At 45.7% G+C, this 23,962-nt stretch carries 20 protein-coding genes; 16 read left to right on the top strand and 4 right to left on the bottom strand.

From position 1 onward, the window contains the following. Positions 1-43 precede the first annotated feature (43 nt). Positions 44-2,191, bottom strand: a complete 2,148-nt coding sequence (locus ABWW54_RS15535; protein WP_353413575.1) for an Rne/Rng family ribonuclease — start codon at positions 2,189-2,191, stop codon at positions 44-46. 1,171 nt (positions 2,192-3,362) lie between these two features. On the opposite strand from ABWW54_RS15535, the gene ABWW54_RS15530 reads away from it, so the two are divergent. The 4 genes from ABWW54_RS15530 to ABWW54_RS15515 all read left to right on the top strand — a co-directional run bounded on the left by ABWW54_RS15530 (position 3,363) and on the right by ABWW54_RS15515 (position 6,645). Then, entirely contained in the window at positions 3,363-4,568 is a 1,206-nt protein-coding gene (locus tag ABWW54_RS15530; RefSeq protein WP_353413574.1) for an RluA family pseudouridine synthase, read from the top strand. Next, positions 4,556-5,224, top strand: coding sequence for an HAD-IA family hydrolase (locus ABWW54_RS15525; RefSeq protein ID WP_353413573.1), 669 nt, complete (start codon positions 4,556-4,558; stop codon positions 5,222-5,224). Before ABWW54_RS15530 ends, ABWW54_RS15525 begins: the two co-directional genes overlap by 13 nt. A gap of 4 nt (positions 5,225-5,228) precedes the next feature. Then, the gene (locus ABWW54_RS15520; RefSeq protein ID WP_353413572.1) at positions 5,229-5,585 is read left to right on the top strand and encodes a Rieske (2Fe-2S) protein; all 357 of its coding nucleotides are present in this window, start codon (positions 5,229-5,231) and stop codon (positions 5,583-5,585) included. Between the two features lie 85 nt (positions 5,586-5,670). Continuing rightward, entirely contained in the window at positions 5,671-6,645 is a 975-nt protein-coding gene (locus tag ABWW54_RS15515) for a S49 family peptidase (RefSeq protein WP_353413571.1), read from the top strand. Positions 6,646-6,729: 84 nt separating this feature from the next. Here ABWW54_RS15515 and ABWW54_RS15510 read toward each other — a convergent pair whose 3' ends face one another. Then, entirely contained in the window at positions 6,730-7,479 is a 750-nt protein-coding gene (locus ABWW54_RS15510) for a glycosyltransferase family 2 protein (protein ID WP_353413570.1), read from the bottom strand. Positions 7,480-7,548: 69 nt separating this feature from the next. After that, positions 7,549-8,136, bottom strand: a complete 588-nt coding sequence (locus tag ABWW54_RS15505) for a Maf family protein (RefSeq protein WP_353413569.1) — start codon at positions 8,134-8,136, stop codon at positions 7,549-7,551. A 147-nt stretch (positions 8,137-8,283) separates the two neighbouring features. Between ABWW54_RS15505 and ABWW54_RS15500 the strand changes: the two genes are divergently transcribed. Both ABWW54_RS15500 and ABWW54_RS15495 read left to right on the top strand, forming a co-directional pair. After that, on the top strand, positions 8,284-9,231 hold the full coding sequence (locus ABWW54_RS15500; RefSeq protein ID WP_353413567.1) for a Gfo/Idh/MocA family protein: 948 nt from the start codon (positions 8,284-8,286) through the stop codon (positions 9,229-9,231). Between the two features lie 235 nt (positions 9,232-9,466). After that, a complete protein-coding gene (locus tag ABWW54_RS15495; protein ID WP_353413566.1) occupies positions 9,467-11,680 on the top strand; it encodes a S9 family peptidase in 2,214 nt (737 codons plus the stop codon). Positions 11,681-11,727: 47 nt separating this feature from the next. On the opposite strand, the gene nadC is transcribed toward ABWW54_RS15495, so the two are convergent. Further along, positions 11,728-12,588: a carboxylating nicotinate-nucleotide diphosphorylase gene (nadC, locus tag ABWW54_RS15490; RefSeq protein ID WP_353413565.1), complete on the bottom strand. Its 861-nt coding sequence runs from the start codon at positions 12,586-12,588 to the stop codon at positions 11,728-11,730. Between the two features lie 137 nt (positions 12,589-12,725). Here nadC and clpB point away from each other — a divergent pair, with 137 nt between their 5' ends. The 10 genes from clpB to ABWW54_RS15440 all read left to right on the top strand — a co-directional run bounded on the left by clpB (position 12,726) and on the right by ABWW54_RS15440 (position 23,958). After that, positions 12,726-15,311, top strand: a complete 2,586-nt coding sequence (gene clpB, locus ABWW54_RS15485) for an ATP-dependent chaperone ClpB (protein ID WP_353413563.1) — start codon at positions 12,726-12,728, stop codon at positions 15,309-15,311. A 229-nt stretch (positions 15,312-15,540) separates the two neighbouring features. Further along, positions 15,541-16,668, top strand: a complete 1,128-nt coding sequence (locus ABWW54_RS15480) for a nucleotidyltransferase family protein (protein ID WP_353413561.1) — start codon at positions 15,541-15,543, stop codon at positions 16,666-16,668. A gap of 6 nt (positions 16,669-16,674) precedes the next feature. Beyond that, the gene (locus ABWW54_RS15475; RefSeq protein WP_353413560.1) at positions 16,675-17,190 is read left to right on the top strand and encodes a shikimate kinase; all 516 of its coding nucleotides are present in this window, start codon (positions 16,675-16,677) and stop codon (positions 17,188-17,190) included. Next, on the top strand, positions 17,177-17,902 hold the full coding sequence (gene ispD, locus ABWW54_RS15470) for a 2-C-methyl-D-erythritol 4-phosphate cytidylyltransferase (protein ID WP_353413559.1): 726 nt from the start codon (positions 17,177-17,179) through the stop codon (positions 17,900-17,902). The genes ABWW54_RS15475 and ispD overlap by 14 nt, the downstream gene beginning before the upstream one ends. A 123-nt stretch (positions 17,903-18,025) precedes the next feature. After that, a complete protein-coding gene (locus tag ABWW54_RS15465) occupies positions 18,026-18,271 on the top strand; it encodes an NF038104 family lipoprotein (protein ID WP_353413558.1) in 246 nt (81 codons plus the stop codon). A gap of 21 nt (positions 18,272-18,292) precedes the next feature. Then, the gene (gene ispF, locus ABWW54_RS15460; protein ID WP_353413557.1) at positions 18,293-18,769 is read left to right on the top strand and encodes a 2-C-methyl-D-erythritol 2,4-cyclodiphosphate synthase; all 477 of its coding nucleotides are present in this window, start codon (positions 18,293-18,295) and stop codon (positions 18,767-18,769) included. Continuing rightward, positions 18,766-20,190 carry a TonB-dependent receptor gene (locus tag ABWW54_RS15455; protein WP_353413556.1) on the top strand — a complete coding sequence of 475 codons (1,425 nt, stop codon included), beginning with the start codon at positions 18,766-18,768 and terminating at the stop codon, positions 20,188-20,190. The genes ispF and ABWW54_RS15455 overlap by 4 nt, the downstream gene beginning before the upstream one ends. Positions 20,191-20,203: 13 nt before the next feature. Continuing rightward, on the top strand, positions 20,204-20,863 hold the full coding sequence (locus ABWW54_RS15450; RefSeq protein ID WP_353413555.1) for a glutathione S-transferase: 660 nt from the start codon (positions 20,204-20,206) through the stop codon (positions 20,861-20,863). A 65-nt stretch (positions 20,864-20,928) separates the two neighbouring features. Further along, positions 20,929-21,207, top strand: a complete 279-nt coding sequence (locus ABWW54_RS15445; protein WP_353413554.1) for a GNAT family N-acetyltransferase — start codon at positions 20,929-20,931, stop codon at positions 21,205-21,207. Continuing rightward, complete coding sequence (locus ABWW54_RS15440; RefSeq protein WP_353413552.1) at positions 21,208-23,958, top strand: [protein-PII] uridylyltransferase family protein; 2,751 nt, start codon at positions 21,208-21,210, stop codon at positions 23,956-23,958. Positions 23,959-23,962: the final 4 nt, after the last annotated feature.

The following is a 23,962-nucleotide window of genomic DNA, read 5'->3' as shown; positions in this document are numbered from 1 at the left end:
ATCAAACAGAGGCCAACTATAACATGCTATGGGTCAGCCAGAGTTAGTCCTCAGACTTATTCTGAGGGGCTTTTTCTGAGTTCGGTTGACTGTTTGGGTTACCTTGCCCTTGAGGCTTTTTATTTCTGTTTCTGTTGCGGTTTCGATTTCGGTTTCGATTTCGGTTATTGCCTGCAGGCTTGTCTTGATTGCCTGAATTTTGAGGCTTTTCATTTTGCCCTTTATTAGCATTGCCGCCATTGTCAGCTTGAGCAGTATTAGCTTGCCCTTGCTTGTTTTGGTTGCGGTTTCTGTTATTTGGGTTTCCGCGTCCACCTCTATTTTGGTTTCGGTTGTTACCGCGGTTGTTGCCTCGATTTTGAGGGCGGTTGTTACCTCGGTTGCCACCTTGATTACGTCCGCCACGATTGTTGTTGCGGTTGTTAGGTTTAGGCTTCTCTTCTTTTGGCTGCGATTCTTCGCCCGTTCCAAACAATGAACGCCAAATGCGCACGAAAAGACCAGGTTTTTCGATTACCGGCTCAGGCTTGGGCTCTGGGGCTGGTGGCTTATCGCCCATTTCAATTGACTCGATACCTACGGCAGGCGCTGTATTGGGCGCGATTACCACGTTATTTGCCTGCGGCTTTTTTTGGTAGCGGGCTTTGCGAGGGTCTTCTTTGGGCTCTTGTATTTCAGTTTTATAACTGGGTAGATCTGGCATTTCATCCAAATCTTCACTACGCAATCTTTGGATCTTAAAGTGCGGAGTTTCCAATTCAAGGGTTGGCACGATGGTTATGTTCGTGCCTAATCGGTTTTCCAGCAAGCTCACTTCGTGGCGTTTCTCGTTCAACAAGAAGGTGGCCGTTTTTATCGGAAGGTGAGCAATGACAGCCTCAGTATTCTCTTTTAAGGCTTCTTCTTCAATGATGCGTAGAACGCTTAATGAGGATGAACCAACACTTCTTATGTGTCCATTGCCTTCGCAGCGAGGGCAAATGTGGTAATTTGAATCTGAAATTGATGAACGCAAACGCTGACGCGACATTTCCAATAGGCCGAAGCGTGAGATGCGACCAACCTGAACTCTAGCTCGATCTGCTTTCAATGCGTCTTGGAGACGTTGCTCTACGGCGCGTTGGTTCTTTGTTGCGAGCATGTCGATAAAGTCGATAACCACTAAGCCACCCAAGTCTCTAATGCGTAACTGGCGTGCGATTTCTTCGGCTGCTTCTAGATTTGTCTGAAGCGCCGTTTCCTCAATGTCTCCGCCTTTAGTGGCGCGCGCAGAGTTGACGTCAATCGAAGTCAATGCTTCTGTTGGGTCAATGACCAACGCGCCACCTGACTGCAGAGTAACTTCACGTGCGTAGGCAGACTCGATTTGGTGTTCAACTTGATACCGTGAAAAAAGTGGAACCGTGTCATCGTACAACTTAAGTTTAATGACGTTGTGTGGCATGACTTGCTTCATGAAGCGAGACGCTCTTTCGAAAACGTCTTTGTCATCAATGATGATTTCATTGATGTCGCTGCGGAAATAATCTCGGATTGAGCGAACCACAAGGTTGGTTTCTTGATATACAAGGAACGGCGCTGGCTGAGACTCGGCAGCTTGCGCAATCGCATCGGACAAGCGTTGAAGGTAATCTAAGTCCCATTGCAATTCTTCGGCAGACTTGCCAATACCAGCTGTTCGAGCAATGAGGGCGTGTTCTCTGGGAATGTCAAGTTCAGACATTGCTTCGCGCAGTTCTTGGCGCTCTTTGCCTTCGATTCTTCTTGAAATGCCGCCGCCCTTAGGGTTGTTCGGCATGAATACCAAATACCTACCGGCTAGGCTAATGAAGGTTGTCAGTGCCGCACCTTTATTGCCGCGCTCATCTTTCTCTACTTGTATTAGAAGCTCTTGGCCTGTTTTTAAGACATCAGCAATCTTTACTTGAGAAATAGGGACTTCAGAGTTGTAGTTTTGAAAGTAAGTGCGTGACACTTCCTTCATCGGCAAGAAGCCCTGTCGATTGCCACCATACTCAACAAAAGCCGCTTCTAAGCTGGGCTCAATTCGAGTGATTTTGCCCTTGTAGATGTTTCCTTTTTTGAGGGCGTTTCCAGATGATTCTATGTCCAAATCAACCAGCTTTTGACCATCAACAATTGCTACGCGTAACTCTTCTGGGTGAGTGGCGTTAAACAACATTCTTTTCATTTTATATTCTCGCGTGTTCCAAAGAACACCTGTGCGGTAAATTAGTGCGAGGCCATTACTATTAGCGGTGCGGTGATGCACAGAGAGGGCAGAAAGAATGCAAATGAACATTTGACTAAATAGACTAAACCCGTACCGAAAACAAGTCGATAAACATCTAATTTAAGTCATGAGTTTCCTTATGAGGGAAACCACGAGTCAGTTTTAAAGAAACTAACCTCAGCCAAAAAACTTAGCAATGCTAACGTTGGCTATTTTTTAATGTTCTAAAGCAAAAATTATGACTTTGAAGCCTAAAACCGAAACTGTTTCGTGTTAATTAAGCCTGAGGTCATTTTTTATTGTATTTTAGTAGGCCGAGACCTAACTCCTAAACAACGTAATTCTTAAATTCATTCTAATTATTGGTGCTCTTTGACTTGCAATCATAATGTCAATGATTTGGCGTTAAAAATGTCATCGCACCTGAAGCAAAGTTAGTGACACTTTGTGCACTGTGTGCCGTAGTGTGAATCCACCTTTGCCGCAAATATTCCCGTCTCAGCGCTCAGCTTAAAACATGCTCAGCAATAGACTAGCGTTCGGTTGTTTGAGTATGGCGCCTGTTAGAGACACATTTCTCAAAACAACGTTTTTACCAGTTAGGCTGTAAAGCCCATTGCCTCCAAAGGTCAGGGTGGAGGGCATACCCCGTTAGTGCGGTTCAAAGTCTGTCTAAAAAACAGAGGCCATTTGTTGCCCAACCCATTGTCGCTGCCTTTTGTTGCAGTGTGAGACAACCGGGGTTCGAACGCGCACCTATTAAGATTGAATGCTTGGGTGGTACGAAGGCTCAAAACTTTCGAATTGAGGAGATTACATCGATGTTTCGATGTGAATACTCTATAAACGCCTGCCCATTCACTCTTTGAATTTTTTGTTTCCAGAGCAGTGTTAGCAAGTATCGGTGTAACTTGAAACCACAACCCTAAGTTGGAAAAACTTAAGTCGGAAAAAAGAGTTTGCATCATTTGCAATTACTCGTCTTTTCAGACTGGCGAATAATAACAGTGATGAATGACTAACGCAATTGTTTGGATTTTAATGATAATTAGCGCTAAAGGCCTAAAAGGGCTGACTTGTAGAGAAAGCTTGCCTTATAATTCCGATGCTTGAAATTAGGGGCAAAATCTTGTCGAAGAATAAATCAAATAAGAGACCAAAACGTGGTTCGGCTGCTCGCTCTAAAAAGTCAGAGCGCGTCGGCAAGGCCCCCAATAAGAATTCTAGGCGTTCGGGTCGGAATAATTCTCAAACGGAAGCTAAGTCGAGCCGTAACGCCCCAGCCAATAAGGTTAGAAATTCGCAAGGATCTTTGACGAAGTCTGCCGCAGTGACGGTTAAGCCTGCCAGTGAATCGTCTGGTGCTAATAAACCTAAGCTGCACGATAGCCCCGTTTTCATTGAGATCGATGAAGAGCATAATGGCCAGCGAGTGGATAACTACTTAATAGCCTACCTGAAAGGTGTCCCCAAAACTCATATCTACAGAATAATTCGCAAAGGCGAAGTAAGGGTTAATAAGGGGCGAGTGAAACAAACTACTCGCCTAGTCGAGGGGGACTCGATACGAATTCCTCCAATTAGGTTGTCTGATGCTAGCAATACTGTCGTCGATGGTGCACGTTATGAATTTTTACGTAAATCAGTGCTGTTTGAGGATGGTGCTCTGCTTATTATTAATAAGCCGTCGGGAATGGCGGTGCATGCGGGCAGTGGTATTAAGGTTGGAATTATCGAAGCGTTAAGAGCGTTGAGGACTGACATTAAATATTTGGAACTGGTTCACCGTCTGGACCGAGAAACTTCAGGCTGTTTGGTGTTAGCGAAAAAAAGCAGTGCCTTGAAGTTACTTCAGGAAGATTTTAAAAATAATTCTCTCAAAAATAATCGTTTAGATAAGCGTTATTTGGCCCTAGTGAAGGGTGGCTGGAAGTATGGGCAGCGTAGGATTACTAAGTCGCTTAACACGGATGCGCGTCGCCATGGTGAGCGTCATGTGGTCGTGGATGAGAACGGCAGCTACGCGAGTTCAATAGCCACGCCTATAGATACGTCTAGCGTGGCCTCGTTATTAGAGGTTAAGTTGCTCACCGGGCGCACTCATCAGGTGCGAGTTCATGTCTTGTCCGAAGGTCATCCCATTGGTGGGGATTCAAGGTATGGGGACAAGCAATTTAATTCGACTATGAAGCAAGCAGGGCTGTCTCGCCTGTTCTTGCATGCCTGCAAGTTGTCGTTCACTCATCCGCTGACCGCCGAGATGATGACCGTCAATGCTCCCCTTCCTACGGACTTAAAGCGGGTTTTGGATGCCCTTGATTTATGTATCAACTGATAATTTTTGATTGGGATGGAACCTTAATGGATTCCACGCAAAAGATCGCTAATTGCATCAGAGCCGCAGCTCGAGATGTTGGGCTGATGGAGCCAACCGTCGCGCAAGCTAAGAACATCATTGGCTTAGGCCTTCACGAATGCATGATGGTGCTGTTCCCAGAAGCGTCTACAACGGCTCGCGACCAAATGGTTGATCGCTATAAGTATCACTTTGTCACTGAAGATAAAACCGAGCAAAGCTTATTTGAAGGTGTTAACCAAGGGCTTCAGAAATTAGAAGAAAGAGGTGCATTGTTGGCCGTCGCAACGGGTAAATCCCGTGTTGGTTTGGATAGGGCTTTTGGTGTGGCTGGCCTAGACACGCGATTTACTGTAACGAGGTGTGCTGACGAGACTCGGACAAAGCCAAACCCTCAGATGTTGCATGAAATCTTGGATTTCACAGCGATTGATGTCAGTAAGGCTATCATGGTTGGTGACACCTCCTATGATATGGATATGGCGTCTAATGCTGCGATGGCTGGACTCGGAGTGTCATACGGCGCTCACACTGAGGCAACCTTGTTAGAGAGCAATGCGCTGAGCGTGCAGCACTCTGTAAATACAATGATAGAGTGGTTACTAGATGGCCGGATTGAAAAAGCATATGAATGATTCTATGAAAAATATTATTGGCTCCACCGCGGGTCTGGAAGAGGGCGGAAAAGGGCTTAGATTTGACGTTCTAAATAGTGACGGTGAAAAAATACCCGCATTTGTGATTCATTTTGATTATCAGTACTTTGCATACCTAAATCGTTGTGGACACATTGCGGTGCAATTGGATTATATGCCTGGGGAGTTTTTTAGTGATGATGGGCGCTCTTTGATTTGTGCGACACACGGTGCTGAATACGCACCGGATAGTGGCGCATGTTTAGGAGGGCCGTGCTTTGGCGTTGGTCTTGAACCTCTGTCAATTGTGATTCATGAGGGCGAAATAGTCTTAGAACAAAGTGGTTACACCGTTGCGTAAGGTGGCTGCTTTCAGGAAAAAGATTGGGGATAGGCAGAGCCTATAGTGTGTAATGATTAAGTTAAATAAGTAGAGGAACGCCTTTATGTTTGGTAAGAAAAAAGACAACGGCGCATTGCCTGGAAGCAATCGAGTACCGGTTACTTCCAATGAGGTGATGCAGCAGCTCGCCATTGATTATATGAAGGATCGAAAGTGGCGCCGTATTTTCAAATTTGCGGTACTGGGGTTGATCATTATTTATTTTATCAGTGTCGCGAAAATGGCCAGTAAGGAAGCTGGTTTTGCTGGCGCATCAGCGCCTCATACCGCTTTGGTTGAGCTCAATGGGGTGATTGGAATTGGTGGTGGCATTGCCGCTGACCAAGCAAATCAGAGCATTCGCAAAGCCTTTGAGGCGAGAAACTCGAAAGGCGTTGTGTTGCGTATTAATAGCCCGGGCGGCTCGCCAGTACAGTCTGATGAGATTAACTCGGAGATATCTCGTTTAAAGCAACTATATCCTTCAAAACCCGTACATGTGGTGGTGTCTGATGTTTGTGCTTCAGGCGGTTATTACATCGCCGCCGCGGCGGACAATATTTACGCTAATCCATCTTCAATTGTCGGGTCTATTGGGGTCCGCATGGACAGTTTCGGGTTTGTCGATGCCATGCAGAAGCTTGGCGTAGAGCGGCGCTCATTGACGGCTGGAGAAAATAAATCGATTTTGGATCCGTTTTTGCCAACTAAGCCGAGTCAGGAAGCTCATGCGCGGGAGATGTTGGGCGTGGTTCACCAAGAATTTATCAATGTGGTTAAAGACGGCAGAGGAGATCGCTTGACCGATAATCCGGACCTATTTAGCGGCTTGTTTTGGAGTGGACGTCAAGCAAAAGATCTAGGTCTAATTGATGACTTTGGAGGCTTAAATCACGTTGCTGCGAATGTGATTGGGGAGGATAGGATTGTTGACTACACGTATCGTCCTGACTTTTTCGAGCAGTTTTCTAAGGATTTGGGTGTGTCTATTGCGACTACATTAGGTGCGCTTTTTACGAGCTCAATGACGCTTGAATAGCAGAGCAAGGAGACGCGTGAAGACCCTGGGATTTAACATTCTAACAATTGGGGTGGCGACTACTAATTGAAGGTTTGAGTAGATTTACTTGAACCTAGCTCGCAGTAAATAGAATTCGGCAATCACTCGCTGCCAAGTGTATTTTAAGCCCGCCAGTCCATCAAAAATGACGCCTCTTATGATAAGTGTGTACGGAATTACGGACAGCGGGCCCAACCCAAGGTATCTAATTTTGTCGTTTAAATTCATGGCTTTAAAAGGTAGAGATTGAAACTTCTTGGCTTCCTGGGCAGCGTAGTTTCGTTGCGAGTTGTGCCATCGACTCATCGGCTTACGATCATCATGAAAAAATTTTCCCTGTAACACCGAAATTTTTCCATCGACAATGACACGCTGGGCATGCCCATCTTGACGGTAAGTGGCCCCTTCCCTTCGATACAGGGTTACTACGGGAGGATAGAGTGTTCCGCGCAGAGGTTTGCCGTCGATTTTATAAATAAAGGACGTTTTATAACCCTGGATTTCGTTTGTTGGTTCTAATGTTTTAAGTTCTTCATGCAGGTCCATTGTGAGAACATAATCGGCATCAAGCGCTAGGATCCAGTCGGTTTTTATGTCCTGAGCAATTGCGGCCTTCCATTGCTCAGCGAGAACATCAAATTTCCGTTGGTAAAAGTCCACATTTGCATGCCGCTGACATATGGATTGTGTTTCATCGTCGCTGAAACTGTCCATAACCACAATCCTCTTAGCCCAGGTCAGTTCAGACAACGTGCGCTCAATATTGGGGGCTTCGTTATAGGTCAGTATGACGGGAGTAATATTATCGAGCATTTCCGAGGTATAAAATTAGTGTCTTTTGTGATACAGAATGGTCATTGAAGCGGTGGCTAAGTTGACTACTTAGGTATATAGGTCGAACCCTTCACGTTCCAACATTTCGACTAAACGAATCAAAGGCAGTCCTATCAACGCGTTGGGATCCTCGCCATCAAAACGTTTAAACAACGATACGCCTAGGCCCTCAGATTTTACACTCCCTGCGCAGTTGTAGGGTTTCTCTTTAAGTAGGTAGTTCTGTATTGTGTCATCACTGAGATCTTTAAAGTGCACTGAAAAAGGCTCTACGGTGGATTGAATAGTGCCTGAGCGCGAATTAATTAATGCTAGCCCAGTGAATAACTCGATCTTTTTGCCTGATGCTTCGTTTAATTGCTCAACGGCTCGTTCGTGGGTGTGTGGCTTACCCACGATTTTTTCACCGTGCATGGCGACTTGATCGGAGCCAATAATAAGAGCATTGGGATACGATCTGGCTATTTCTTTGGCCTTCTCAACGGCTAGCCGTTCAACCAACTGTACTGGAGATTCTCCTTCGAGTGGCGTCTCGTCTATATCTGGGCTGCTGGTTTCAAATGGCACCAATAAACTGGAGAGTACTTTTTTTCGGAACGGAGAGGATGAGCCTAGAACTAAAGTTGGGTTGGACATTGGGGGCTGCTAGCGGTTATTTTTCAGACGCTGATTATGCGACAATAATACGATGTATGCATCAAGTCTGACTGGCTTTGATTTAATTGTAAGATATATGTGATATATTTAATTTTTGGGCATTAAGCTGAACGGTGTTTAAACGGTATGGAAAATTCAAAAGTGCAACTTGCAATAGTCGGTGTTGGCAAAATAGTCCGAGATCAACATTTACCTTCAATCGAGCGCTCTGGATGCTATGACTTGGTGGCGACAGCGAGCCGCAATGAAACAATCGATGGAGTTGATGCCTATAAAGATATACAGGCTATGCTAGGCGATCGTCCAGACATCGAAGCTGTCTCGCTGTGCATGCCTCCGCAATACCGATATTCGGCCGCGCATTATGCATTGAGTGAAGGACTTGATGTGTTGCTTGAAAAGCCACCTGGGGCCACGGTTTGTGAAGTAGAACAGTTGGCAGAACTTGCTCGAACAAATGATTGTTGTCTTTACACAACGTGGCATTCTCGACATGGCGCGGCAGTTGATGTGGCCAGAGAGTTTTTAAGGCGGGCGGATGTTGAGATTCAGTCGGCAGAGGTTCATTGGAAAGAGGATGTTAGAAAGTGGCATCCGGGGCAGGAGTGGATCTGGCAGGCTGGTGGTCTAGGCGTATTTGATCCTGGAATCAATGGCCTGTCTATATTGACTTACCTATTGCCGCAGAGAATATTCGTGGAATCAGCGCAATTACATTTTCCACTTAATAAGGCTGCCCCTATTGCTGCCAACGTTAGCTTTCGCACTGCTTCAAAGTGTAAAGTTTCTGCGGAATTTGATTGGCGTATTGACGGCGATGAGCAATGGGATATTGAATTGATGACCAATAAAGGTACGCTTTGTCTGTCATCGGGAGGTGCTCAATTATCACTTGATGGTCAGCCAATTGAGGTTCCCGTTCATTCGCCATACGGAGAGTATGAAGCTATTTATGACAAGTTTGCCCGAGCAATAGCCAATAAGGAGAGCGCCGTAGATCTCACGCCTCTTAAGTTAGTGGCCGATGCATTTTTACTCGGAAACCGACATCACGTTGAGGACTTTGTTGAATAGAAATTAGTTGGTCATGAAATGACCAGTGCTCAGACGCCTATTCTACATATTGCTCTTTGGAGAGTACGGCGTGCGGCGTTTTGGAGAAAGACGTTGCTAAAAATGCGGTCAGTCTCAATGTTGCTTGCTTAACTTTAAGCGAGTGCTCTATAGTGCTGGGCATCGATTTTTCGCCCTTATTTTGTACGACTGGCGCTTTATGCTCCAGCGTTATTGCTCGCACTGAGAGATTAACATGCCTTATATTTTTATTGGTTTTATAGCCTTTTTGCTTTCCCTACACCCGGCGAACGCTAAAGAACTGACAGTAGAACGTATTTTTTCGTCCCCTTCGTTAAATGGTCCTTCGATTAAGGGGCTCAAGATATCTCCAGATGGGGAACGAGTTACCTTTTTAAGAGGCAAAGAGTCCGATTATGAACGGCTGGATCTGTGGGAGTATCATATTGGCTCTAAAGAAACTCGCATTCTTTTTGACTCTGACAAATTACATTCTGGTAAAGAGGTCTTATCCGATGAAGAGAAGGCCAGGCGCGAGCGCTTACGATTGACAGGGTCTGGTATTGTGAGTTATCAATGGTCCGAAGATGGTTCGGCATTGTTGTTTCCCCTCGCTGGAGACGTTTACTTTTACCGACTCGGTGACAAGGAAAGCATCAAATTAATTGATACGCCTGAATTTGAAACGGACGTAAAATTGTCGCCTCGTGGTAATTTTATATCGTTCATCCGTGAGCAAAATTTATACGTTTTTGACATCAAGCTTGGTCAAGAACATCAATTGACCAGCGATGGTGGTGGCGCCATTAAAAACGGCATGGCTGAGTTTGTCGCTCAAGAAGAAATGTCTCGATTGACCGGCTACTGGTGGTCAGAAGATGAATCAAAGATAGCGTTTACGCGCGTTGATGAGTCTCCAGTGGAGGAAGTTAGTCGCACAGAGATCTACGCGGAAGAGATTAAGACCATCACTCAGCGTTACCCCTTTGCTGGGAAAAACAACGTTCATGTTCAGCTCGGCGTCATCGCGATGAGTAATAAGAGCAGCGTTCGTTGGGTAGATCTGGGGGCTGATAAAGACATCTATCTGCCTCGGGTTAAATGGACTAAAAATAGCGAATTGCTGTCGTTTCAGTGGCAGTCCAGAGATCAAAAAGAACTTCGACTTACGTTTTATGACTGGGGAACCGATGACACTCGAGTCGTAATACGTGAGAAGAGTGATACGTGGATCAATCTCCATAAAGATTTACTATTCCTCGATGGCGGTAGTGGTTTTATTTGGTCATCCGAACGAGACGGTTTTAAGCACCTATACCTCTATAAAATGGACGGTGAGTTGGTAGGCCAATTAACGAAGGGGGAATGGGCTCTCGATCGACTGGAAGGCATCAGCGACAGCGGTAAGGAAGTCTATTTCACAGGTCGGAAAGAGTCGCCCTTAGAAAAGCACTTGTATTCAGTTTCATTAGACAGTCTTAACATCGAAAAGCTCACTGAGCGAGCTGGTTATCATAATATTAGTTTGGCGGATAATGGCGCAGCCTACGTTGATAAGTTTTCATCAACAACTCAACCACCTCAAGTGAGCCTGCATGACTCAAAGGGAACGCACATAGCTTGGCTGCTGGAAAATACAATAGATGAACGTCATCCTCTGTACCCTTACCAATCGGAGTGGGTGACTCCAGAGTTCGGCTCTATCAAAAATCAAGACAACGTAATGCTGTATTTTCAGTTGTTCAAGCCTAAAGGCTTCGATGCTACTAAGAAATACCCCGCGTTAGTGTATCTTTATGGCGGGCCGCATGCACAAATGGTTAAGAACGCTTGGGGGAGGTATTTGCCTCAGTACATGGCGCAACAAGGTTATGTGGTATTCACTCTAGATAACCGTGGGGCAGCGGCGAGAGGAAAGGCCTTTGAAGACACGCTTTACCGTGCGATGGGAAGTACAGAGGTGGATGATCAAATAGAGGGCGTTAAATACTTACACACGCAGCCTTGGGTCGATAAAGAGCGTATTGGTGTTCATGGGCACAGCTACGGCGGGTACATGACTTTAATGGCGATGTTTAAAGCGCCTGAATATTTCAGCGCTGGCGTGTCAGGTGCGCCGGTTACTGAGTGGGGTTTGTACGATACTCACTACACCGAACGTTATATGGGAAGCCCTATTAACGACGGCGGTGTTTATGAAAGAGCGTCGGTGTTTCCCTATGCAAAGAACTTGGCGGGGCCATTGCTTATCTATCACGGAATGGCAGACGACAATGTTTTGTTTAAAAATAGTACCAAGTTATATAAATTGCTTCAGGATAAAAATCTTCCGTTTTACAGCATGGATTACCCAGGTAAGAAACACAGCATTAAGGGTAAGAAAACGCAAATGCACCGCTTGAATATGATCAGAAACTTCTTTGATTTACATTTCGGCGTTAAGCGGTAGTTTGAATAACGGATCAGAGTATCAAGTAACCCTGATCCGTTGAGGTTTTACTTATAGTCAAACAACATTGACAGATCAAGTGCCTTAACGTGCTTTGTGATCGAGCCCGAGGATATAAAGTCGACTCCAGTTTCGGCGACAGCGGCGATTGTTTTCATGTTGATACCGCCAGAGGCTTCAAGGTCGGCTTGATCTCCAGTGAGCTCAACAGCCTCACGCATGTCTTCCAGACTAAAATCATCAAGCATGATGCGCTTTGCTCCCGCGTGTAACCCCCGTTCGAGTTCCTCAAGAGATTCGACTTCAAGTTCAACAAGCGCGTCCGCCGGCATCGACGCAATTGCATCAGCGACAATGCGCTCGAGGCTCTTGCCGCTTCTTAAGTGGTTTTCTTTAATTATAATGCCATCGTATAGGCCCATTCGATGATTTACGCCACCACCGCATAAGACCGCGTATTTTTGAGCTTCTCGCATGGTGGGCAACGTCTTTCTCGTGTCCAGCAATCGAGCTTTTGTGTGAGCAATTGCATCGGCGTATAGGCGTGTCACGGTTGCCGTGCCTGAAAGAGTTTGCATGATATTCAGCGCAGTGCGCTCGCCTGATAGGATTGGGTGAGCTAATCCTTCGAACCGACATAAGGTGGCGCCGGCTTTTACGATGTCTCCGTCCTTAACATGCCAATCGACGTCCAGCTTCGTTTTGTGTCGCTTGCCAACTTGACGAAAGACTTCGTTGACCCACGCTGTACCGCAGATTACGCCACGCTCTCGACTGATAATTTTGCCGTCAATGATGCTGTCTCTTGGCGTCAGTCTTGCGGTCACGTCACCAGAGCCTATATCTTCTCGTAGGCAATTTTTAACCAGTCTTTTTATGATTTTTTTTGCGGGTAAGGGGTGCTCCATAACGTCCTCATGGTTCAATAAATCGTTGCTAACAGAATAACAGAATTTCGGCTGTCAGCGACAATACGGTGCCCTTGTTTTATCCAAAGCTGTTCTTACATATGTCTCAGAAACTAATTATTTTTGTGAGGTGTCCCATGAGAATGGATAAACTAACTTCAAAATTCCAGCTCGCTTTGTCTGACGCGCAAAGCATCGCGGTTGGTAAAGATCATCAATTTATAGAACCTCTGCATGTTTTAAATGCCATGTTTCGTCAAGAGGGAGGTAGCGTTAGGCCATTGCTAGCGCGGGTGGGGGTTGCTGAGAAAAACCTATCAGATAAACTCGACATAGCCCTGTCGGAATTACCTCAAGTTCAAGGACAAGCGGGTGAAATTCACCTGTCTCAGCAGACCGCTCGAATTCTAAACGTAGCCGACAAGTTGGCTCAACAGCGTGGCGACTCTTTTATTTCCAGTGATGTCTTTTTGTTGGCGTTGATAAACGATAAGGACCGAGCGGGCGTATTATTGCGTGAGGTCGGTGCAACGAAAGAGGCATTAACGAAAGCGGTTGAGGATGTGAGAGGTGGGTCAAACGTCAATGATGCTAATGCCGAGGATCAAATGCAGGCGTTAGAGAAATACACCATTGACGTGACCGAGCGAGCTGAGCAAGGGAAGCTAGACCCTGTGATAGGTCGCGATGATGAAATTCGTCGTACGGTTCAGGTTTTGCAGCGGAGAACAAAAAATAATCCAGTGTTGATCGGTGAGCCAGGCGTTGGTAAAACGGCGATCGTGGAAGGATTGGCACAACGAATAGTCAATGGAGAGGTACCTGAAGGAATCAAAAACAAGCGGTTGTTGTCTTTAGATCTTGGTGCCCTCATAGCCGGAGCTAAGTTTCGAGGTGAGTTTGAGGAAAGGTTGAAGGCAGTGCTTAGGGACCTCTCTAAGCATGAGGGGCAGGTGATACTATTCATCGATGAATTGCACACCATGGTAGGTGCTGGCAAGGCCGAGGGTGCGATGGATGCGGGGAATATGCTTAAGCCTGCGCTCGCCAGAGGCGAGTTACATTGTGTTGGAGCTACCACCTTAGATGAGTATCGCCAATACCTTGAGAAAGACGCCGCGTTAGAGCGACGCTTCCAAAAAATTGTGGTTGACGAACCGACGGTTGAAGACACCATTGCGATACTTCGGGGTTTAAAGGAAAAATATGAAGTGCATCACGGAGTGGATATTACCGACCCTGCGATCATTTCTGCTGCAACTTTGTCTCATAGGTACATCACTGACCGAAATTTACCCGACAAAGCGATCGATTTGATCGATGAAGCAGCCAGTTTAATTAGGATGGAAATTGATTCTAAGCCAGAATCAATGGATAAATTGGATCGCCAAATTATTCGCCGAAAGATTGAACGAGAGGCACTACAGAAAGAGAATGATGATGCCTCGAAGAAGCGCCTAGCGAACCTTGAAGCTGAGATAAGTGAGCTTGAGCAGCAGTATGGTGAACTTAACGAAATATGGATGGCTGAAAAGTCGGCGGTTCATGGGGCACAACACGTTAAAGAAGAGTTGGAAGCGGCTCGTTTGGAGATGGAGGTGGCTAAACGGGCAGGGAACTTGGCTAAGATGTCCGAGTTGCAGTATTCAATCATTCCCGAGTTAGAGTCTCAGTTGCAACAAGCGCAACATAATGAACTTAATGGCGTGGAGAACCAACTTCTCAGGACCAATGTGACCGAAGAGGAAATTGCGGAAGTAGTCGCAAATTGGACTGGCATCCCGGTTAACAAAATGCTCGAGGGCGAGCGCGAAAAACTGTTAACCATGGAGGATCGGCTGCACCAACGTGTCATTGGTCAGAATGAAGCCATTGTCGCAGTGTCAGACGCGATAAGGCGTTCAAGAGCCGGCTTGTCGGACCCGAACCGCCCTTCTGGGTCGTTCCTGTTTCTAGGGCCCACCGGGGTGGGTAAGACCGAACTGACCAAAGCGTTGGCTGAATTTATGTTTGATACGGATGATGCCATGGTTCGAATTGACATGTCCGAATTCATGGAAAAGCACTCAGTTGCGAGACTGATTGGGGCGCCTCCAGGGTACGTTGGCTATGAGGAAGGAGGCTATTTAACGGAAGCGGTGAGACGAAAACCCTATTCCGTAATCTTGCTGGACGAAGTTGAGAAAGCTCATCCGGATGTATTCAATATTCTATTGCAAGTATTGGATGATGGCCGGTTGACTGATGGTCAAGGTCGAACGGTTGATTTCAAGAATTGCGTCATTATTATGACCTCGAATTTAGGTTCTCAACACGTACATGGTAATGGTGCTGACTATGAAACCATGAAAGCGTTAGTGATGGAGAATGTGACACAACATTTTCGTCCTGAATTTATTAATCGTGTCGATGATATTGTTGTGTTTCATGCCCTGGGTAAGGAACACGTCAGATCAATTGCTAATATTCAAGTAGATATTCTGCGTAAACGACTGACTCAATTGGAGATTCAATTGGATATCAGTACTGAGGCATTGGATCTTGTCGGTGAAGCTGGTTTCGACCCAGTCTATGGCGCGAGACCTCTCAAGCGCAGCATACAAGACTTAATTGAGAATCCTTTGGCTCGTCGTATTTTAGCCGCTGAATTTGAAGGTGGTGATGTGGTTGTGGTAAGCGTCGTTGATAATGCGCTTACGTTTCAGAAGGCCAAAGCGCATTGAGTTTTGACTGAATCCTGCGTTTGCTTGTACTCGTGGTCGAGGACTGACTCGACCACGAGTACCGATGCGAGTTATAGTATGGTTGTTTGAAACTCTCGGCCTAGATGGTGTATACATACGCTTTTTCTGGGTTGAATTACATTTAATCGCGCTGCCACACTGGTGCTAGTTTAATAAAGGTTAATCGATGTTGTTTTGCCTTTATCAACACGGAACTTAAAGACTATCTATGAAAGCAATGATTCTTGCCGCGGGTAAGGGAACTCGTGTTAGACCCCTTACGAATGAAATGCCAAAGCCGATGATTCCAATTATTGGTAAGCCGGTGATGGAGTATCTAATTGAAGAGCTGCAAAGGCACGGCTTTGATGAAATTATGATCAATGTGAGTCATCTGCCCGAAAAAATCGAAAGCTATTTTGGCAACGGAGAGCGCTTAGGCGTTGATATAGGCTATTCTTTTGAAGGTTATATCGAGGACGGTAAGATTCAATCTGAAGCCCTAGGCTCAGCCGGTGGAATCAAGCGAATTCAGGAGTTTGGTGGATTTTTCGACGATACGTTTTTGGTCGTCTGTGGTGACGCTCTTATCGATCTAGATTTGACCAAAGCCGTTAGAGAGCATTGGAAAAGTGGCGCTGTTGCCAGCATTTGCACACTCGAGGTTCCGGTCGAGTCGGTTTCAGACTACGGCGTGGTCGTTTCGGATGAAAATGGCCAAATTACGTCTTTCCAAGAAAAACCCACCGTCGATGAAGCGTTGTCCAATCAGGTGAACACGGGCATCTACATTTTTGAGCCCGAAGTGATAGACATGATTCCTGAGAACACAACGTTTGATATTGGCAGCGACCTCTTTCCGTTGTTGGTTGAAAGAGGGTTGGGCTTTAATGCCATCAATATTCCGTTTAATTGGATTGATATAGGTAGAATTTCGGACTATTGGGAAGCTAACCAAAAGATCATGAATGGTGACTTACGCACAATCCCAATGCCAGGCAAAGAAGTGCGCCCAGGTGTTTGGGTAGGTTTAAACGTTAGTATTGATTGGGATGAGTGTGAGATCCAAGGCCCGGTGTACATAGGCAGTGGGACAAAAATTGAAGCCGGAGCGATGATCGTAGGCCCTACGTGGATTGGGCATGGTTGTCATATTCGCCAAAATGCAGGTATTTCAAAGAGCATTATCTTTGAATACACTCGTATAGGGTCGGCTAGCATCGTTAAAAATTCCGTCGCCTTTGGACGGTTTTTTGTCGATAAAGATGGCAAGAGCTTCGAAAGCAATAAAATGCACTTGGATTGGGTTACTGATTCACGAATTCCGACTAATTCATTTGATGACCAAGATGGCTAAAAAGTGATGTCTTTAGGTTCAAATATTACCCTCATAGGCATGCCTGGGTCTGGAAAAAGCACGGTAGGAAGAATACTCGCTCACCACTTTGATATGGAGTTTATTGATAGCGATAGGTTGATTGAACGTGCTGCGAATATGGGTATTCAGAACGTTGTCGATCGAATGGGATTGAACCGATTCAGAGAGCTTGAACAGCAGGTTTTGTGTGAGATAGATGTCGAAAATACAATTATTTCAACCGGCGGTAGCGCCGTTTATAGTCTGTCTGCGATGAATCACTTGGCCACATTAGGCCCTCGTCTGTATTTGCGCATTACCCGTAATAGTCTGATTCGTCGAGTGGATAACAGTGCTGTTCGAGGGCTTTATAAATTGCCCTCTCATTCATTGCTTCGCCTCTTTCACGAGAGGGAGAATCTGTATCCAGATTTCGCGGATATCACCTTCGATAATGACGCGCCATTGTCGGCTATCAGAGCAGGGCAATTGATCGCGCTGTTTGATTGTGAACGAAATTAAGCGCGCGATGACGTCACAATCAAAGTACTGGGCCGTCATGCCTGCCGCCGGAGTGGGATCGCGAATGGCCGCCGATAAGCCCAAACAGTATTTGCAGGTGGCAGGTAAAACAATTATTGAACACAGTATCGATGCCATTCTTAGAATGCCAAAACTCGAATCTGTTCTGGTCTGCGTGTCTGATAACGACGACTATTTTACAAAATTGTCGTTTGACCGAACGAAAGTCATTAGCACGTTGGGGGGGAAGTCTCGCGCGGAAAGTGTTTTAAATGGACTCCACGCACTACGAGGTAAAGCCGATAAAAGCGATTGGGTGTTAGTCCATGATGCGGCTAGGCCATGTTTGCAATTGGATGAACTTAATCGTTTAGTGAGTTCTATCGAGGCTGACCCTGTGGGTGGAATTTTGGCTTTGCCTGCAAAAGACACAATAAAAATGTCCGCACAAACATCTGAGCCACATCACGTGGATTGTACCTTGGATCGATCAAGAATTTGGATGGCTCAGACGCCGCAAATGTTTCGCTATGGCTTACTGCTAGAGTCTCTTGAATTCTGTAAATCAAGAAAGATGACGGTCACGGATGAAGCCTCCGCCGTTGAACAAGCTGGTCACAGTGTCAAATTGATCCGAGGGTCTTCGCAAAATATTAAGGTGACGACCCCTGAAGATCGCAAACTTGTGCAATTCTTGTTGTCTACAGACTAACTTATTCTCCTCAGGCTGGTTGATTCGACTACAATTGGGCTATTGGCGATAGCGGGTTTAGGCTGCATCTTGCTCTTACTTGTTGTGGCCCCAATGATTTAATTTAACTAACTGAGAATTCTTATGCAGATGACAGTCAAATTGGTGGTGGTAGCTTGTCTATGTCTCACATTGAGTGGGTGTTTGGGTACGGTTGTTGGCGCAGCGGTTGACACAACTATCGAAGTTGTGAAAATACCATTTAAAGTCGTTGGGGCGGCGGTTGATGTAGTGACCGGGGACGACCTTAGTCAACAAGAACAAAAATCCGATTTTGATGTTAATGAGAGCTCGTTAGTTTTACACGGCGAATCTGAAGGCATCCACTAAATAGTTAGAAGGCTCAGTACGATGAGAGTAGGTCACGGTTACGATGTTCACCGTCTTGTTGAAGGTAGAAAGTTAATTCTCGGTGGTGTTGAAATTGAACACACATTAGGGCTGCTGGGTCATTCAGACGCTGATGTGGTGATTCACGCTATTTGCGATGCCATTTTAGGAGCCCTTGGGCTGGGTGACATTGGTCATCATTTTCCAGACACTGACGCCAAGTTTAAAGGGGTCGACAGTCGAGTATTATTACGTGAGGTCGCGACCATGCTGGACGAATATCAAATTGGCAATTTGGATGCGACTATTATTGCTCAAGCTCCGAAACTTGCACCACACATCAAACACATGAAATCCAATATTTCGCGTGACTTGGGATGTCGAGAATCGCAAATTAATATAAAGGCAACAACGACAGAAAAGTTGGGCTTTGCTGGGCGTGAGCAAGGTATTGAAGCTCACGCAGTAGTATTACTTCAAACACATAAAGACGCATGAGTGAAATTAATTTAGAAAACCGAAAGAACAAAAACCTTACTCAAAAGAAGGCGCTGCAAGTAAATCTAGACAGTAAAATTTACGGCGCGATTGTGGAAATCGGCGCTGGTCAGGAAACCGCTCGTCAGTTCTTTTCGGCAGGTGCGGCAGCGGGAACCGTAGCCAAGACCATGTCAGCGTATGACATGCAGGTCAGTGATGATGTGTATGGTAAGGCCGGACGTTACGTTAGCAAGGAACGCTGTGAGCAAATGTTGCGGCACGAATATGATTTGATGTTAAATCGTTTGAATGAATCAAGAGGCGATGAAAGTCATTTTTTTGCTTATGCGGCGACGGTAACAGCGCGCAGCTACTCTCAAAAAAATGAGTGTCATGGGTGGATTGGAGTACGACGTCAATTAAGCCCTGGAGCCGAGCCAAGTGAAATTATTCTGCATGTCAGAATGCTCGATGATACTAATAAAGAGCAATCAGAGGCGCTTGGTATATTGGGCGTGAACTTGGTTCACGGCGCCTACTATCATGCTGATACTCCGAAAACGATCATAGATAACTTGCAGGACGGTATGGGGCATGACAAGAGAATAGAGATCGATATGATTCACTTCTCAGGGCCTGAGTTTGCCGAGGTAGAAAATCGCTTGATGAACCTGCATTTAATTCACAGCTGGTCTTGCCGGGCCGTGATGTTTGATGCAAAAGGGGGGTCAATAGTGCCGGCGTCTGCGCTACGTAAAAAAGACACCGTCGTCATTCGTGGTTCGTTTAAGCCACCAACGAAAGTTCATATGGACATGAAGGACGTTGCAATAGACCATTTTGCGAAGGAAGATGGCGTTGATGCGGATAATATTTTGGCCGTAGCTGAGATAACCATGAATGAGTTGACTGGGCAAGGAGATGACGCTGATTCAGACTTTTTAGCTCGTGTGGACTTGTTAAACGAATTGGGCTTTTCGGTGCTCATTTCTGATTATCTGAGGTTTTTTAGATTACGTTCATGGATAAGACGTTACACGCAAAATCGTATTGGTATTGTATTAAGCGTTTTGGATTTTGATTATCTATTCGCTAAGGATTATTACGACGGGCTCGAAGGAGGCATCTTAGAAGCTTTTGGTAAATTGTTTTCTGATAACACGAATGTCTATGTTTACCCGACAATTCGTGATGGTAAATTGATCACCTTAGAGAATGCGGCTGTTGGTGATGATCTTCGCTACTTATTGCAACACTTAGTTCATAACAAAGCGATGGTATCAGCGGATATTAAGGATGTGGCAAACTTGCAAATTTCGGCCCGAGAGGTGGCGAAACAAATTCCTAATGGTCGCGGTGATTGGGAAAAAGCATTACCAAGTAAAACGGCCGAAAAAATTATAGAGCGAAAGCTTTTCGGTTATCCGGGAGAAGCTTGATAGGGTGATAAAAATGCATCCTATATTGTATTCCTTTCGACGATGCCCTTACGCAATCAGAGCCAGAGTGGCATTGTATTGTTTGGGCCATCGAGTAGAACTGCGAGAAGTGGTTCTAAAAAATAAGCCTGAACAAATGTTGACGGCGTCCGCGAAGGGAACAGTGCCAGTGTTGATTCTGCCAGAAACCGTGATAGATGAAAGTATAGAGATTATGCAGTGGGCGATGGATAATCTTGTTTCAACTCGGCTCTTTGGTGCTTCTGAAACCCCATTGTCGGAAAATGCGTTGATACAAGAGAATGATTTCCACTTTAAGCCCATACTTGATCGTTACAAATATTTTGAACGTTACCCTGAATTTACTCAAGCGGTCTATCTTGAGCAAGCATTGCCTTTCTTAAGGTCGCTGAATAAACTGATTGCGACTCACAATGGGTTCCTAGAGGGCGCGGCTTTTACGGCGGTTGATGCTGCCATTTTTCCGTTTATCCGGCAATTTGCGCACTCAGACATGGCAAAATTTAGTGCATTAGAGTTACCTGAGTTACAACGCTGGTTGCGGCATTGCCTTGACTTGCCGATGTTCAGTCACGTCATGAAAAAATACCCTGCGTGGTCTGTTGAGCGAAGCAATGCCATTGATTTTGGTGGCGACGGACTAATTGCTTAATGTTTTATTGGCATTTGTCTATAATTTAACGATTAATATAAAAACATTCATGAGAAACCCACCGCATGTCGACTTACGAGATTGAGCACCAACCAGAAGAGCAGTTGTTTTTTGTGAACATTGAAGACGGTCAAAGAGCCTTTTTGAAGTATCGTCGCTTAGGGAACCGTGCGGCACAATCAGCCGTCGACTTTTGGAGTACATTTGTACCTGAATCGCACAGAGGTACTGGGCTAGCATCCAAGTTAGTGGAGCATGGTTTCGCTTGGGCGAAAGCACAAGGATTTCACATAGACACGTCTTGTTGGTACGCGGCGAAAATACTGGCCGATAAAGAAGCGTAAATGACAGTAATTCAACAGCAAATTGCTTGCTCGCCATATCTAACTAGATTGGCTGAGCAAGTACAGGGACGGGTAGATACATCGCCTGATAGCTTACTTGGTCAGTTGGAAAAACTAATCTCAGGGCTTGTTGTTGATCATTTTTCGGACTTGGATGCAACCGAACAGCGGCTAGTCGACATCAATCAAGAGTTCTCGTATCTATGGTGTTTAACCGAACTGCAAGGTGTTGGTTCGCAACATCAGCGCGGGGGCTTACAAACCCGGTTTGCTGAGGTTTCCATACAGTTTGCCCTAGGTCTAGCTTGGCAGAGGCTTGCCAATAAACAGAAACTGCTTGGTCCTATATTAGAAAGTAATGCGTACTCAGTTCCTGGCTTATTTATCTTTGGCATGGGCAAGTTAGGAGGTAATGACTTAAATTTTTCGAGTGACGTTGATTTAGTGGCTTACTTTGACCCTGAAGTACTGCCGATCCCTGACGTGATTGGTAAGAGTTATGTATGTCACCAAGCACTGCAAGAATTTACGCGTATATTGAGTCGCGGTGGTGCGTCGGATTTTATTTGGAGAGTAGATTGGCGTTTGCGACCTAATGCGTCGGCGACCAGTCTTGCCATGTCCACTGCCGCCGCCGAAGATTATTATTATTATCACGCGTCACCTTGGCATAGGCTCGCTTTAATGAAGGCGCGAGTAATTGCTGGAGATATGTCCTTAGGACAGGCGTTTATAAGCACGTTAGGCTCATTTATTTGGCGGCAAAACTTGGATTTTCGAGCACTCGATGAATTGGCCGAAATAAAGCAAAGGATTAATCTCGAACACCCTGGCTTGCGAGCTCAACGCACATGGAGCGAACCTATTGGCGACGATATCGAAGGCTTTAACGTTAAGCTTGGCAGTGGTGGCATCCGAGAAATCGAGTTTTTCGTTAATGCGCAACAACTGTTGTTGGGTGGCCGCCATCATAGCCTGAGAGTCCCCAACACTTTGTTAGCGTTGGATCAACTTTGCGAGCTAGGTAGGCTTAACCGGGAAGATCTGAAAAAACTGAAAGGTGCGTATGTATTTCTGCGTAAACTCGAGAATGCGGTTCAAATTCATTCGAATCAGCAAACCCATCTATTGCCGGTTTCCGATACCAATAAAAGTGACGTGTTGACGCTGCTCGCTATTGAGGATTGGAGTCGATTGGTTGAACAACTGAATGTGTACAGAGGGTTTGTTAATCAGCTTTTTAGCACCTTGTTTGCCGAACAGGAGCGAACTCAATTAGGGCCTCTAGTGTGGCCTGATGGCCTTAGCCTCAGTGCAGACGAAGTAGTGGAAGGGTGGGAAAACGGGTTTCAGAATTACGGTGTCTCTAATTCAGTTCGTCATAAGTTAAAGCCTTTGGCGTATGCGCTTGCCGAATACCTTGATGAAGGCGCTGATCATAGTGGTCCCGATGTCAGTGAAGTAATTATTCGACTGCACGACTATTTTAAGTCTTTGCCACAGGGTGAACAATATTTCAGACTGTTGGCGGAATCCCCTGGCTTGCTTCACAGTTTGGTGCCCCCTTTACTGTATTCGCCACCAATGACTGTCTTATTGAATCAGTCTCCTCATATTATTGACTGTTATGTACACGGTGAGTGGCGTTATCCCGATGCATTTGATTCACAATACATTCGTCAGGCCGAAGACTACGGTGAGCGCTTAGAGCGCCTCCGCCGTTTTGTAAATGAGCATCTATATCAGCTCTATCAGCAGTTTTTACGAGGGCAACTCGACGTGGTCGTTTTTCAAGCGGCGCTGTCTGACCTTGCTGAACATACTCTAGAGCTGGCTCTGGAAGTCGTGGCCACGGGTATGAACTTAGAAGAAGTACCAATCACCGTCATTGGGATGGGTAAGATTGCGCTTAAACGAATGTCTCCCATGTCTGATCTGGATCTTATATTTATTTATGATCCGGAGCATACAACCTTAGATTTGGCCTCACGGTTTGTAAGCCGACTGCAGACAGCGATAGCAAGCCCTATGCGCGAAGGAATACTTTACGAATTGGATACCCGCCTTCGACCGTCAGGTCGCTCGGGAGCGCCTACGGTAAGTGTGGACAGTTTTGCAAATCACCATTCCACCCGCGCTCATACGTGGGAGCACATTGCACTTATGCCAAGTCAAATTGTTGCTGGGCGTCGTCAAATAGAAACTAAATTTAGGGAAATTAAACATGAGTTGATCGTGCGCAACAGAGACGTTGATCAGTTCAAGAAAGACGCACGAAAGATGTGGGAGAGAGTCATTGAGCATAGAGTTGGTGATGCTCCACTCACCATGATGAACAGTAAACTCAGGGTCGGAGGGTTGATGCAAGCCGAATATTTGGTGGCCTGTTTGGTCATCGATTATGGCGCTAAATTTACAACTAAGAGCACGCAACTCGATGACCTTTTGAATGAATGTCTTCCGCACTATGGACTGGAAGAGCTGCCTGAAATCATTCAGTTTTGGCGTGTTCAGCAGCTCTGGGAGCGCCTGCTAGGCAAAACCGATCAAGCGCTTAGTAGTTTGCGTGATAGTTATTTTGCGCGCCTTCTGGAACACTCCAGTTGCACCAGCATGGATGAATTGCTGGCAAAGAAAAAGCGTTACGCAGACTATGTCGTAGAAGGCATGACCCAGTTCTTCGCTCAGTCTTTAGACCTGACTGACGAAGAACTGGAAGATTGGCAAGAAACATCCGTGACCTGGCAGTAGAAGC

It is taken from the genome of Arenicella sp. 4NH20-0111 (genome assembly GCF_040366405.1).
Taxonomy (GTDB): domain Bacteria; phylum Pseudomonadota; class Gammaproteobacteria; order Arenicellales; family Arenicellaceae; genus Arenicella.
Note: the sequence above shows the minus strand (reverse complement) of the source record. Positions and strands in the feature narration are given on the sequence as shown.